At 39.9% G+C, this 13,491-nt stretch carries 13 protein-coding genes and 1 other RNA gene; 12 read left to right on the forward strand and 2 right to left on the reverse strand.

Features of this window, described 5'->3' with window-relative positions; all coding sequences use genetic code 11:
* Nucleotides 1–29: 29 nt before the first annotated feature.
* The 5 genes from tkt (at nt 30) to CUU66_RS20285 (ending at nt 8,413) form a co-directional block, all read left to right on the forward strand.
* Nucleotides 30–2,039, forward strand: coding sequence for a transketolase (tkt, locus tag CUU66_RS20260; RefSeq protein WP_101645216.1), 2,010 nt, complete (start codon nt 30–32; stop codon nt 2,037–2,039).
* A 205-nt stretch (nt 2,040–2,244) separates the two neighbouring features.
* Complete coding sequence (sirA, locus tag CUU66_RS20265; RefSeq protein ID WP_101645217.1) at nt 2,245–2,718, forward strand: sporulation inhibitor of replication protein SirA; 474 nt, start codon at nt 2,245–2,247, stop codon at nt 2,716–2,718.
* 51 nt (nt 2,719–2,769) lie between these two features.
* Nucleotides 2,770–2,985, forward strand: coding sequence for a YneF family protein (locus CUU66_RS20270; RefSeq protein ID WP_101645218.1), 216 nt, complete (start codon nt 2,770–2,772; stop codon nt 2,983–2,985).
* Between the two features lie 1,883 nt (nt 2,986–4,868).
* Nucleotides 4,869–6,614, forward strand: coding sequence for an ABC transporter transmembrane domain-containing protein (locus CUU66_RS20280; RefSeq protein WP_101645220.1), 1,746 nt, complete (start codon nt 4,869–4,871; stop codon nt 6,612–6,614).
* 2 nt (nt 6,615–6,616) lie between these two features.
* Nucleotides 6,617–8,413, forward strand: coding sequence for an ABC transporter ATP-binding protein (locus CUU66_RS20285; protein ID WP_101645221.1), 1,797 nt, complete (start codon nt 6,617–6,619; stop codon nt 8,411–8,413).
* Between the two features lie 194 nt (nt 8,414–8,607).
* On the opposite strand, the gene CUU66_RS20290 is transcribed toward CUU66_RS20285, so the two are convergent.
* Nucleotides 8,608–8,781, reverse strand: a complete 174-nt coding sequence (locus CUU66_RS20290; RefSeq protein WP_101645228.1) for an aspartyl-phosphate phosphatase Spo0E family protein — start codon at nt 8,779–8,781, stop codon at nt 8,608–8,610.
* A 260-nt stretch (nt 8,782–9,041) separates the two neighbouring features.
* Between CUU66_RS20290 and CUU66_RS20295 the strand changes: the two genes are divergently transcribed.
* From CUU66_RS20295 to CUU66_RS20310, 4 genes are all read left to right on the forward strand, one after another.
* On the forward strand, nt 9,042–9,749 hold the full coding sequence (locus CUU66_RS20295) for a cytochrome c biogenesis CcdA family protein (RefSeq protein WP_101645222.1): 708 nt from the start codon (nt 9,042–9,044) through the stop codon (nt 9,747–9,749).
* A gap of 127 nt (nt 9,750–9,876) precedes the next feature.
* On the forward strand, nt 9,877–10,236 hold the full coding sequence (locus tag CUU66_RS20300) for a response regulator (protein WP_101645223.1): 360 nt from the start codon (nt 9,877–9,879) through the stop codon (nt 10,234–10,236).
* Between the two features lie 131 nt (nt 10,237–10,367).
* A complete protein-coding gene (locus CUU66_RS20305) occupies nt 10,368–10,853 on the forward strand; it encodes a CcdC family protein (protein ID WP_101645229.1) in 486 nt (161 codons plus the stop codon).
* 81 nt (nt 10,854–10,934) lie between these two features.
* Nucleotides 10,935–11,171: a hypothetical protein gene (locus tag CUU66_RS20310; protein ID WP_101645224.1), complete on the forward strand. Its 237-nt coding sequence runs from the start codon at nt 10,935–10,937 to the stop codon at nt 11,169–11,171.
* Between the two features lie 4 nt (nt 11,172–11,175).
* Here the strand turns inward: CUU66_RS20310 and CUU66_RS24425 are convergent, their stop codons facing one another.
* Nucleotides 11,176–11,322 (reverse strand): hypothetical protein, encoded by a 147-nt coding sequence (locus CUU66_RS24425; protein WP_180955373.1) that lies wholly within the window; start codon nt 11,320–11,322, stop codon nt 11,176–11,178.
* Nucleotides 11,323–11,352: 30 nt separating this feature from the next.
* On the opposite strand from CUU66_RS24425, the gene CUU66_RS20315 reads away from it, so the two are divergent.
* The 3 genes from CUU66_RS20315 (at nt 11,353) to ssrS (ending at nt 13,239) form a co-directional block, all read left to right on the forward strand.
* Nucleotides 11,353–12,675: a phosphotransferase gene (locus CUU66_RS20315; RefSeq protein WP_101645225.1), complete on the forward strand. Its 1,323-nt coding sequence runs from the start codon at nt 11,353–11,355 to the stop codon at nt 12,673–12,675.
* 65 nt (nt 12,676–12,740) lie between these two features.
* Nucleotides 12,741–12,917: a hypothetical protein gene (locus CUU66_RS24430; RefSeq protein WP_180955374.1), complete on the forward strand. Its 177-nt coding sequence runs from the start codon at nt 12,741–12,743 to the stop codon at nt 12,915–12,917.
* Between the two features lie 127 nt (nt 12,918–13,044).
* Nucleotides 13,045–13,239: non-coding RNA, 6S RNA (gene ssrS / locus CUU66_RS20320), on the forward strand.
* Nucleotides 13,240–13,491 lie beyond the last annotated feature (252 nt).

The raw sequence follows: 13,491 nt of genomic DNA on the forward strand, positions 1-13,491 counted from the left end.
GTTTTACATAGGAAAGGAAGTCTTAGAAGATGATAGAAAAAATTGATGCACTTTCCATCAATACGATTCGTACATTATCAATTGATGCAATTGAAAAAGCTAATTCAGGTCACCCAGGCTTGCCGATGGGGGCCGCTCCAATGGCTTATACCCTTTGGACACAATTCATGAATCATAACCCTAAAAATCCGGAATGGTTTAATAGAGACCGATTCGTATTATCTGCCGGCCATGGCTCGATGCTCCTATACAGCCTGCTTCACCTGTCTGGATATGATTTAAGCATGGACGATATAAAAGGATTCCGCCAATGGGGAAGCAAAACACCTGGGCATCCTGAATACAAACATACACCAGGAGTAGAAGCTACCACTGGACCTCTTGGCCAGGGTATTGCCATGGCAGTTGGTATGGCGATGGCTGAACGACATTTGGCTGCTACCTATAATAAGGACAATTTCGAGGTAATTGACCATTTCACTTACAGCATTTGTGGGGATGGAGATTTAATGGAGGGGGTTTCCGCTGAAGCTTCTTCACTGGCTGCCCATTTACAGCTAGGCAGACTTGTTGTTTTATACGATTCAAATGATATCTCTCTTGATGGCGAACTTGATAAATCAATGACAGAGAGTGTTGAACAACGCTATAAGGGATATGGCTGGCAGTACATACGTGTGAACGACGGCAATGACCTTGATGAAATTGCAAGAGCTATTAAAGAAGCTCAAAGTGATCTTTCACGACCAACTCTAATTGAAGTTAAGACGGTCATTGGGTATGGTTCTCCTAATAAATCAGGAACTTCAAAAGTTCACGGCGCTCCGCTTGGTGAAGACGAAATGAAGTTAACTAAAGAATACTATAAATGGACATTCGAAGAAGACTTCTATGTTCCTGATGAAGTATATTCTCACTTCGAAAAGACAATTGTGGAAGCTGGTTCACAAAAAGAAGAACAATGGAATCAGAAATTTACTGAATACAAAAATGCTCATCCTGAATTAGCTGCACAGCTTGAAAATGCAATTAAAGGTGACCTTCCGGAAAATTGGGATCAGGCCATCCCAGTGTACGAGGAAGGCAAGAGCCTTGCAAGCCGTGCTTCAAGCGGAGAAGTACTAAATTCGATTGCACAGAATATGCCGACATTAATTGGCGGATCCGCTGACTTAGCTGGGTCTAACAATACAATGATCAAGGGCGCTGGTGATTTCTTCCCAAGTGCATACGAAGGTCGAAATATCTGGTTCGGTGTCCGGGAATTTGGTATGGGAGCTGCCATGAACGGTATTGCCCTTCACGGCGGAGTTAGAGTATTTGGAGGAACGTTCTTTGTATTCTCCGATTACCTTCGTCCTGCGATCCGATTAGCTGCACTTATGCAACTTCCGGTAACTTATGTATTCACACATGACAGTGTTGCCGTCGGTGAGGATGGCCCAACGCATGAACCTGTAGAACAGCTGGCTTCCCTTCGTTCAATGCCAGGTCTTTCTATTATCAGACCTGCTGATGGAAATGAAACAGCTGCTGCATGGAAAGTGTCCATGGAAAGCACAGATAAGCCACATGCTCTTGTGCTTACTAGACAAAATCTTCCAACCATCAAGGATACAGATAAAAATGCCTATGAAGGTGTCAAGAAAGGTGCATATGTCATTTCGCCATCCGGTAAGGAAACGGCAGATGCAATGCTGATTGCTTCAGGATCTGAAGTTAATCTTGCAATCGACGCACAAAAGGCATTGGCTGAAGAGGGCATCAATGTATCAGTAGTCAGCATGCCTTCAATGGATCGTTTTGAAGAACAGCCAAAAGAATATAGACAAAGTGTCATTTCTCCTGCTGTAAGAAAACGTTTAGCCATTGAAATGGGTTCAAGCTTTGGCTGGCATAAATATGCCGGCGATGAAGGCGATGTCCTGGGCATTGACCGCTTTGGAGCTTCTGCACCTGGTAATAAGGTAATCCAGGAATATGGCTTCACTGTAGAAAATGTAGTTTCAAAAGTGAAAGCTTTAATTCAAAATAACTAAGATATCTCCTGCCTGCTTCCTGTTTCGGGAAGCAGGCTTTTTTAGTCTGGAATTGGAAAATGTCAAAGAATCGTTTATAATGAAAGAAAGTTTCAGAATTGTAAGAATTCGACAAAGTTTTATTGTTTTTTCTCCGGTAATCAACATATCTTTTGTTCCCTGGCATATATACTAGATAAAAGAGAATGTGATTGGAGTGTTTGGAGTGCGAATTTACGACTTATATTTAATAGACGATGAAGTTGCCAGACATTATTTCGGCCGTGAAATTAAGTTATATAATTTGTTTTTGGATTACTCCAAGTCTTCAGGTGATTTACGTGAAATTATAGGAAAACAGATTCAATATATTACAAAACCTCTTCCGCTGCTTCGACTGCAGAAAACGCTAGATCAGCAGCTAAAAAAGAAGAGGGATTTTAGTGAGAATAAAAGGGTATATTGTATAAAAAAGAACAATGGCCTTAGCTCAGCCACACTGAGTGTGCATGATAACCAATTGTTAATAGAGGCAAAGGGTTCTCTTGAAGCTGAAACAGAATTCTTTGAATGTTTACGAAAAATGGAATCTAGTTTCCTGGCCTTAGATCTGGCCAATCGGAAGTTCGGCTGGCTTAAGCCAATCAAAGAAAGAAAATTCGGCTTAAAAGAAGGAAATTATTATTCGGATATTGTATAATAACCCTTGGTCTAGTACACTGTTGATAGACAACACGAAGGAGGAAATAGTATGTGGACGGAAATACTAGTTGGTATCGTGGCACTCCTTGCCGGGATAGCACTAGGATTTTTCATTGCTCGTCGCTATATGATGACTTACCTAAAGAAAAATCCGCCAATTAATGAACAAATGCTCAAAATGATGATGATGCAAATGGGAATGAAACCATCCCAGAAGAAAATCAACCAGATGATGAGCGCAATGAACAAGCAGACTGGGAAGTAATACCAAGACTATGTAAGAGCTTAGCAAGAGCTTAGACATAAATGGCAGATAAAAGGCATTTTAGGTTCCAAAACAATGAACCTTACCCCTTTTACTATCACCATTATGTATTACTAATGCATGCTAAATTATCATAAAAGCCACTATCTCCTATTATAAGACAGGAGTTGGTGGCTTTTTTGCGTGTTGTGGCAGGCCGTCATGCGGTAAATTTTACTGGTGGTTTGGTAAATACAGTAATCGAAATCTCTCATCAAATACATTCATTAGAATGTATATATCAAAGAGTTTAGATAATGATTAAAGGTATACTTAAAATGGATGGATCGAACATATCATATTAAACCTTCTAAAGTTTTAGAAATTTCTATAGAATAAAAAACAAAAAAATCTTAAAATTAAGGATAAAATAAGAAAGAAGGGGTATTATACCAAAGAATACCCCCTAAATTAAAAGCCTTTTCCAAAACAAATGGAAAAGGCTGATTTTTTTTTGTAATCCACTTGGCTATAATAAATATTCCAGTGAAAAGCTGGGATCATCTTGAAAGACTACGCAATATTGTGGAACCGTAAAGTTACAGCTGTTTAGCCAAAAAAAAGCCCGTCTGGCAGCAGACGGGCTCGATATATATATGTGTATGTTCACGTTGAATTAAAATTGAAGTACTGGGGCGGGGTATAAGTTAATTGCCCTAGCTAGAATGAATAGAGTGCCTCAGCCTTTACGGAATATAGAACAGACACAAAGTGTCAAAATAGCGTCATCAGCATTCATTAGCATAGCTAAAGTACGTAAGCATATGCGTTAAGTCGAGCCAGATACCTGCTAGGCTTGCCGCTACAACCTTTTCTATAGGCGCGGCAATACAACCTGCGGCGTAGATTTGGTTCGATTATATTATAGCTTGACCGTTATTCAAAACGATCTTGTCTCTTTATTTGTTGATTTAATCTTAACATATAAGAACAAATGTTTGCAACACTTAAAATGAAAATTATTCACCTTTTTTTAAATATTTTGATTCTTATTTCTTTGTTGCTCCATTAATTAACAATCGGTTTGTTGATGGAGTGGGGACAATGATTCTTTTGGATATAATTGTGATGTCAGGCAGCTTTTTTGTTACTATAAGGGTTATATGTGAGTTAATAATTCACTTTTGTATGGTTCAGATGGGGTATTTGGTACTAATTTGAGGTGAAAAACCGACTCTAAATAGTAGATAGAGTGTATTCTGTAAAGATTTATGCTTTGGTTTTAGTGGTTTACGCTTATGTTTCACAGGTTTATGATTATGTTTTATTGATTTATGCTTATCTTTTGGTGGTTTATGCTTATGTCTATCTTTCCTATGCTTATACAGAGGGGATTATGCTGATTCCTAAAGCGATATGCTTATCTGCTGGGCCTTATGCTGATTCCAAAGGCTATATGCTGATTCTTTTTCTGTTATGCGGATCCCACAGCTATTATTCTGCCTGCAGCTAAACCTGCGCAGATCCAACCGCTTCTTTGCTGTCCCCAGCAGTTATACGGATTCAACATCTAGGTCGGTTCCGGTACTAATTGATCTCCCGCCTATTATACTTATCCCACCCATAGACGATAAGCTGACCCCATAGCATTCCAAGCGCCTAAGCTAATCCATTCCTCCTTCACCCAGATACGAGATCTTATTAATTTTCCAGGAAGTCCACTCTAACTACAACTAACAAGCTCAACGACTTAAATTAACCCTTCCATATTAGGCCGGACTCCTCCAACCGGTATGATCCAAATACATGAAATATTCATAATTATCTTTCTCTAAATCCCGAAATTTGGTAAACTAGTTAAGCGTTTATTTTTAACATATAGAGTAGTTTGGGGGAATCAATTGATGAAGATATTCCTGGATTTACAATGGTTCTTCAAACAGGAAAGAAAGGCCTATGCTTCAGGGGTTATTCTGCTGGTTTTTGTTGCACTTTTGCAGCTGATTCCTCCACGGATCATCGGTGTGGTGGTTGATTTAGTTCAGAATGATACTTTGAGTATGCAGGGTCTTTTTAAATGGCTTGGTATTCTGGCAGCTTCAGCTTTGGGGATGTATGTTCTCCGATATTATTGGAGAATAATGATTTTCGGATCAGCTGTAAAGCTGGCTCGGCAGATGAGAAATCGTTTGTACAGCCATTTTACGAGAATGTCTCAAGCCTTTTATCAGAGAAGGAGAATCGGGGATCTGATGGCCCATGCTACCAATGACTTACAGGCCATCCAGCAGACAGCCGGGTCAGGGGTATTAACGCTCGTGGATTCATTAACCACGGGTGGTACAGTGATTGTCGCTATGGCTTTTATCAATTGGAAGCTTACACTGATCTGTTTGATTCCAATGCCGATTATGGCTTATCTTACCAGCTATTATGGTACGCTGCTTCATAAGAGTTTTCATAAAGCACAGGAAGCCTTTTCTGATTTAAATGATAAAACCCAGGAAAGCATCAATGGCATTAAGGTGATAAAAACGTTTGGCCAGGAGAAGGAAGATATAGAATCGTTTAAAAAGCAATCGGAAGATGTCGTGAAGAAGAATATGACGGTAGCGAAGATTGATGCACTATTTGATCCCACCATTTCCATAATCGTTGCAATTTCATTCTTTCTTTCCGTTGCATTTGGTGCTAAATATGTTCTTGAAGGAGAGTTGACGATTGGGCAGCTTGTTTCTTTTACAACGTATTTGGGACTGCTGATCTGGCCGATGCTGGCGTTTGGCTGGCTGTTTAATATAGTAGAAAGAGGGCGGGCCTCTTATGACAGAGTTATGGCCCTGCTTAATGAGAAAGTGGATATAACGGAAAAAGAAGCTTCCTTGCAAGTAAAGGCAGAAGGCGCTATCCAGTTTAATATAAAGAAATTTACATACCCCAATGAATTTCAGCCAGTACTTAAAAATATTCATTTTACTTTATATCCCGGACAGACCTTAGGCATTGTAGGTAAAACGGGATCTGGTAAAACAACTCTCCTAAAGCTTTTAATCAGAGAATTTGATGGGTATACAGGCGAGATAAGCTTTGGCGGGCATAGCATTGATGACTATTCGCTGGAAAACCTAAGAAGTTCAATTGGTTATGTTCCGCAGGATCATTTTCTTTTTTCCGCGACAGTCGCAGACAATATTGCATTTGCTGTTCCACAGGCTTCCTATCAGGAAATTATAGATTCAGCTAAGAGTGCCTATATACATGACGATATCCTGCAATTTACCGATGGATATGAAACAATTGTAGGGGAAAGAGGCGTTTCGCTGTCTGGAGGGCAAAAACAGAGGATTTCCATTGCGCGTGCTTTGATTATGCAGCCTGAAGTCTTAATATTGGATGATTCCTTGTCAGCAGTTGATGCCAAGACAGAAGAAACGATACTGAAAAACCTGAAAGAAAACAGGGAAGGAAAAACGACCATCATTACCGCACACCGTCTAAGTGCGATTCAGCATGCGAATTTAATCCTTGTTCTAGACGAGGGAGAAATGATCCAGCAGGGCACTCATGAGGAGCTCATGCAAACAGACGGCTGGTATAAAACAATGTACTTACAGCAGCAGCTTGAAGAGCTTGTTGAGCATGGAGGGTGAAGATGGATACAGAGAGCTATTCCTTGAATGGAAAAGAGCAGCGTAAAGTTCTCATGCGTTTGCTCAGTTATGCAAAACCGCATAAAAAAATAATTTTCATCGCATTTTTCTGCTTGTTGATGATGACTTTAGGAAATATTTTCAGTCCCATTATCATTAAAATTTTCATTGATGATTATTTAACTCCGAAAAACTTGGACCGTTCGAGTCTCATCGGGCTTGGAGCAGCTTACTTGGGAATACAGGCTGCCATGGTTTTCTTTTTGTACTTTCAGCTTCTTAAGTTTCAGCAGATTGCATTAAGCATCATTCAGCAGCTGAGAATAGATATTTTCTCAAAAGTACAAACGCTGGGAATGAAATTCTTTGATAAAACACCTGGAGGAAGTCTTGTTTCCCGCATTACCAATGATACAGAAGCGATTAAGGATATGTTTGTCAGCGTGATCAGTACATTCATTCAAAGTGCTTTCCAGCTTACTGGCATTTTCATTGCCATGTTTGCATTAAATGTGAAACTGGCTTTCTTTTGTCTGGTGATTCTCCCTGTCATTTTCCTGGTAATGAAGGCATACCGAAAATACAGCTCCATTTACTATCTCGACATGCGGGAGAGGCTGAGCCAGCTGAATGCAAAGATCAATGAAACCTTACAGGGTATGTCGATTATCCAAGTACTCAGGCAGGAAAGAAGGCTTCGCAAAGAATTTGAAGAGGTTAATGATAAACACTTTAACGCCGGCATGAAGAATATCAAAGTCGATGGACTCCTGCTGCGCCCAGCTATTGATTTAATTTATGCACTGGCATTGATTATTGTTTTAAGCTTTTTCGGGATCACTTCATTCAATAGTCCAGTAGAGATTGGTGTCATTTATGCCTTTATAAATTATATTGACCGTTTTTTCGAACCACTTAATCAGGTAATGATGAGGCTGTCTCTTTTTCAGCAGGCTATAATTGCCGGCCACAGGGTTTTTAAGATTATGGATGATACAGAGCTGGCACCAGGACAAAACGTTCAAGGGTTTCATAGCATTGAAGACGGGGCAGTAGAATTTAAAAATGTAAGCTTTTCTTATGACGGAAAAAGAGATGTCTTAAAAAATATCAGCTTTACAGCACGCAGAGGAGAAACGGTGGCCCTGGTCGGTCATACGGGAAGTGGTAAAAGCTCCATCATTAATCTCATGATGCGTTTTTATGAATTTGACCGGGGCGAAATTTTGATCGACGGAGTTTCGATAAAAGATTACACAGATACAGAATTAAGAAAGCAAATGGGGTTAGTGCTCCAAGATGCATTCTTGTTCTATGGAACGGTTAAAGATAATATACGGCTGCATAATCCGGCCATTACCGATCAGGACATTAGGGAAGCCGCCCAATTTGTCCAGGCACATACGTTTATTGATAAGCTGCCGGGAACGTATGACCATGAAGTAGTCGAACGTGGATCGACCTTCTCGAGCGGCCAGAGGCAGCTCATTGCCTTTGCCAGGACGATTGCTGCAAATCCAAAGATATTGGTTCTGGATGAAGCAACAGCCAATATTGATACCGAAACAGAAGAAGCAATCCAATTCGCCTTAGAAAAAATGCGGAAAGGCCGAACGACCATTGCTATAGCACATCGTCTTTCTACCATACAGGATGCAGATCAGATATTAGTCCTTCATCAAGGTGAAATAGTAGAAAGGGGTACCCACCAGGAACTCCTTGCCCAGCAAAAGCTTTATTATAAGATGTATCTGCTTCAAAACGGCTTAGCAGATAAAATTGAAAACGCAGTAAATTAAGAAGAAAGCAGAAAGCAGTGCCTGTCTAACTATTTGGAGCCTTTGTGGAGTGGTGTTCTCCGGAGAGGGTGCCAGGCTAAAGAACAGTCGGTCTTAAGCTTATGGCTGGACCGTTATATACGTAGCAGCGTTTGAATATAATAAAAGCCTTTTCCGGTTTCGGAAAAGGCTTCTTCTATGAAAGTTAATAAGTGTTAGCTGTTCACAAGTTCTTCTGGTACAGAATATCGATCGTATTGATTGAGCAGCATGTCCAGTTCCTGGCTTCGCTCCAGAGCTAGAGGAGAACTTAAACCATACTTCGAACCGATGAGAATCAATTCCGATCTCTTATTTTCTATGAGGGACAATAAGTCTTCTTTAGTCACGGATAAAAATTCCTTTCTAATCAGCCATCTATGTATGGTTTCCAAAAATTTGTAAACTCATGATGTATAGTAGTATAAAACATGTTGGAAAAAAGTACAAATGATAAATGCTGTCAGAGAATGAGGGTAACTAAGTCTAATGGATACAAAGGCTTCATACAATATCGAAGGAATACAAATAAATTTCATATTTTAGCAAGAATGTCCCATGCATAGTTTGATAGAATATAGGAAGATAGAGATGATTAGGGGTTGTGGATATGAATGATATCAATATATTTATAGCGCTGGGGGCAGGGTTTCTGAGTTTTATCTCGCCTTGCTGCTTACCATTGTATCCGGCGTTTTTGTCCTATATAACCGGGATGAGTGTCAGTGACATTAAAACAGAAAAATCAATGCTGCGGAAGAGAAGCTTCTTACATACAATCTTTTTTTTAATCGGTTTCTCCGTCATATTTATTGCACTGGGTTTCGGATCCTCGATAATTGGTACCTGGTTTTACGATTATAATGATTTAATCAGGCAAATCGGAGCCATTTTAATGGTGTTTTTTGGACTAGTAATTATGGGAGTATTCAATTTTGATTTCTTAATGAGAGAGAAGAAATTTGAATTTAAAAACAGACCCGGGGGATACTTCGGTTCAATTCTAATCGGTCTTGCTTTTGCTGCCGGCTGGACACCCTGCACGGGCCCGATCCTAATGGCTGTCATTGGTTTGGCTGGTACTAATCCAGGATCCGGAGTGATGTATATGACTGCCTATACCCTCGGATTTGCTATACCGTTTTTTATTTTATCTTTTTTCATAGGAAGATTGAAATGGATAAAACGGCATAGCCATACTATGGTAAAAGCAGGCGGCTTTATCATGATTGCTATGGGTATTATTCTATTTTTCAATTGGATGGTTAGGCTGACTTCCGCTCTTTCGTCGCTATTTGGCGGTTTTCAAGGGTTTTAAAACGATTTCAATAATAGGCTGACAATTAATTGAAAATGGTATAAAAGTCCGATATAGTAATAGTATATCTTTATTACCAGAATCATGTAATCTTTACATCCTTTGGTGTTTTGAGGGGGATACTACGTTGGCCAGAATACTTATTGTGGATGATGCGAAATTTATGAGAATAACTCTATCGAATATCCTTACGAAGGCAAACCATGAAATTGTGGGAGAAGCTGAAAATGGAAGAGAGGCTGTCAGACTGTCTAAAGACTTGTCTCCGGACTTAGTGATTATGGATATAACCATGCCCGAAATGAGCGGGCTAGAGGCAGTCAAGGAATTGAAGAAAAACCAGTCTGGGTCAAAAATTATTATGTGCTCCGCCATGGGACAGCAAAAAATGGTTGTTGAGTCTATTGAAGCTGGAGCTAAGGACTTTATTGTTAAGCCGTTCGACGAGTCCCGTGTGCTGGAAGCCGTTAATCGTGTGCTAAATTAATTCATTTGGCTCCCCCTTCAGAAGGCTGAAGGGGATTTTGATGTCCATGAGTTAAAGTTCACTTGCTTTTTTTAGATAGAAATATAATATAAGAAGTAAGCATATTTAAGTAAAGGGTGACAAAGACCTTGATGATTTACATTTCTTCCATATTAGCTGCAGTAATGGCTTCTTTCTTCATCTTCATAAGAATGAAGGCTGCTAAACGGCCCGTGTCTGCAAAAAAAATAATATTGCCGCCTATTTTTATGAGCACAGGGGCACTTATGTTTTTTATCCCGGAGTTCAGGGTAACCTCATCTGAATGTCTGGAGGCAATAACAGTAGGATTGCTGTTTTCCATTTTGCTGATTAAAACGTCGGCTTTTGAAATTCGAGATAATGAAATTTACTTAAAGCGTTCCAAAGCATTTGCGTTTATCTTAATCGGATTGCTGATTATTCGGATTGTCGCCAAATTTATTCTCAGTGCTTCCATTGACTTAGGACAATTGAGCGGCATGTTCTGGATCCTGGCGTTCGGCATGATTGTTCCTTGGAGAATAGCTATGTTCATGCAATACAGGAAATTTCGGGAACGGCTGATTGCTGGAGTTCCTCCTAAGTCCGTGCATTAGATAAAAAATCTTCTCTCCGCATACACAACTTTTAACTGGTGATATATAATACAGGATAAAAGCACTAAGGAGTGAAGGATGATGGCAAAAAGCCGTGCGAAAAAGAAACGGGATAAATTGGTTCGGGAAGGCTTGAGAAATCCTGAAGTGGGCCGGGGCAGCTGGAATGGAATCCACCCGGTCACCAAAATGACTCAAACTAAAAAAGACTATATACAAAAAATTCAATATAAGTACAAAAAACGGAATCATACCTCTTATCCAGGTGATTATGATTCCGTTTTTTATTGGACCATTATGTCTGAGCCAACTGTCTGATTATTCAATTTCCTGGGAGCTTTGCAGCTACAGAATCAATTATTTTCTTAAAGCCATTTGTATCTTTTACCGTCTGCCGCTGGTAAAATGAATCATATATCAGCTTCGTCCCTTGTTTATACATATACTTAGAAGATGGCTCGTTTAACATCTTTTTACGCTCTTTTTAGGAGGAAGCACTATGAAAATCATGCTTTTCATTTCTCATCCTTCACATTCAAAATTGCTGGTTTTACCAACTGAAAACGGATTTGTATTGCCTATAGTGGATGCGGAACTCCTTCAAGCAGAGATGGTGGGTCCTTTACAAAGTGCTGTCCGCACCCAGCTTGGATACGAAACCTCTATAGGCAGGCAGCTATTTAAGAGGGATAATGACTATCCCCAGGCCATATTTGAGGCTAGGCTGATAGATTATGATGCAGGAAAGGGTCAATGGTCTGATGCTAAAGATATTCAGCGGATTCTTCTGCCAAGTGAAGCCTCCAAACATATCTTGGAAAGCTGGATAGCTGAACAGAAAGATATTCCCCGAAATAGAGCAAAGTGGTTCCATCCGAATTTTTCCACTCAATCTAGAGAGTGGATTTTTAAAGAAATGAACGCGGCAAACATTCGAACGTGCGGCAAGTTAGACCAGGTCAAGGCATCGGACTTTTGCCTGATTGAACGGATCCCCACAACTGACGGGGACTTATTCTTTAAGGCAGTTAGCAAAGCCTCCTGTCATGAAGCAGCACTAACAGAGTATTTACACAGGCGGCATCCGGACCTTACAGCGGACTGTGTATCTGTGGATAACAGCTCGGGCTGGTTGTTAATGAGAGATATTGGCGGAGAACCTTTGCGAGGGAATAGGAATAAGAAAATCTGGCAGCGGGCAATTCAGGAGTATTCTGAATTGCAGGCATCTGAAGCAGACACCACTGATGATCTTCTCGCAATAGGGGTTCCTGATAGGAGAATTCCAAAACTTAAAAAAGAAATAGAGATGTATTTGAGAAGTATGTGTGATACTGGCTTGGATATTAAAGAAACAGAAAAAATCATAGAGCTGCAGCCTATCATTCTCGACATGTGTGATCAATTGGATTTCTTGCCAGCTTCCATTGACCATGGTGATCTTCATTCTGGAAATATCCGGACTAAAAATGAAAACTTTGTTTTCTTTGATTGGGGAGACGCTTCCGTTACACACCCTTTTTTCAGCACGAGAGTCTTCTGGCATGCACTGGACGAGCTAATTGATACAGAAGCGGAGTGGTTAGGGATAGTGGATGAGTTTAGACCGTATTACTTAGAACCTTGGACAAGATTTGCGCCTATGGAAGAGCTCGAGAAGGCACTACGGATATCTGATCAGCTAGCCTGTGTTCAAAGGGCACTAAGCTGGTACTTATATTTAACTCCAAGCCGGGAAAATCAGCAAGAATCCTACAAAAGACCTTCGCAATGGCTTAGGCTGTTTCTTGAACATAGAGATCTAGTAGGTTCAGACAAATAATTCATAATAACTTCCCTCCGTATTTTTTGCGAGACATATTTTAAAAAAAGGAAGGAACAAACAGCATGAAAAAATTAGGATGGGCTTTATCAATTGCAGGGATGATTTTCATACTGCTAAGTATATTGTACCCGCTTGATATGATTAATAAAAACCAATTTCTTATTCTTTTATTTTCAGGTGCGGGGATTATGTTTGCAGGATCAATGATCAGAACATTATCTATTCTTCGGAAAAAATGATGGTAAAAAATGAGTATTGCCGGAAGATGATTTTATCGGTTATTATGTAGACACACCTTCTATTGAAGGCAGGAGCAAAGAAAAAAATTGCCATTGATTTTTTTCCCCGATATGGGTATGATATATGTATACGCTGCTTTGTACGTTGTGAATAATTAAGTTTTAACCTTTAAGCTGTAATAGGGAGTTTTATATCGAGGCAGAAATGACAAGCCTCCGTCTATACGACAGGGAGGACATGCAGGATCGTCTTTGCAAACACCCACTTTGAGGAGTGGTGGTTTAAAACTTTCTTATATGATACGGCATATGCGGCAAATAAAGATCAGTCTGCTATCAGCGGCTGATCTTTATTCATTCATTAGTATGATTTTTCCATTGTCTTTTATTGTGAAATGCAGTAATATATAAAAACACGCTGCTTTGTACGTTGTGAATAATTAAGTTTTAACCTTTAAGCTGTAATAGGGAGTTTTATATCGAGGCAGGAATGACAAGCCTTCGTCTACATGACAGGGAGGACATGCAGGATCGTCTTTGCAAACACCCACTTTGAGGAGTGGTGGTTTAAAAC

The sequence above is a fragment of the Peribacillus deserti genome, assembly GCF_002863585.1.
GTDB lineage: Bacteria > Bacillota > Bacilli > Bacillales > DSM-1321 > Paraperibacillus > Paraperibacillus deserti_A.

Bases quoted from the DNA above. Each gene is read 5' to 3' on its own strand.
- tkt (WP_101645216.1), top strand. From the start codon at position 30: ATGATAGAAAAAATTGATGCACTTTCCATCAATACGATTCGTACATTA.
- CUU66_RS24430 (WP_180955374.1), top strand. From the start codon at position 12,741: ATGAAAAAATTAGGATGGGCTTTATCAATTGCAGGGATGATTTTCATA.
- CUU66_RS24425 (WP_180955373.1), bottom strand. From the start codon at position 11,322: ATGTTAAACGAGCCATCTTCTAAGTATATGTATAAACAAGGGACGAAG.
- CUU66_RS20285 (WP_101645221.1), top strand. From the start codon at position 6,617: ATGGATACAGAGAGCTATTCCTTGAATGGAAAAGAGCAGCGTAAAGTT.
- CUU66_RS20315 (WP_101645225.1), top strand. From the start codon at position 11,353: ATGAAAATCATGCTTTTCATTTCTCATCCTTCACATTCAAAATTGCTG.
- CUU66_RS20280 (WP_101645220.1), top strand. From the start codon at position 4,869: ATGAAGATATTCCTGGATTTACAATGGTTCTTCAAACAGGAAAGAAAG.
- CUU66_RS20310 (WP_101645224.1), top strand. From the start codon at position 10,935: ATGGCAAAAAGCCGTGCGAAAAAGAAACGGGATAAATTGGTTCGGGAA.
- CUU66_RS20295 (WP_101645222.1), top strand. From the start codon at position 9,042: ATGAATGATATCAATATATTTATAGCGCTGGGGGCAGGGTTTCTGAGT.
- CUU66_RS20270 (WP_101645218.1), top strand. From the start codon at position 2,770: ATGTGGACGGAAATACTAGTTGGTATCGTGGCACTCCTTGCCGGGATA.
- CUU66_RS20305 (WP_101645229.1), top strand. From the start codon at position 10,368: ATGATTTACATTTCTTCCATATTAGCTGCAGTAATGGCTTCTTTCTTC.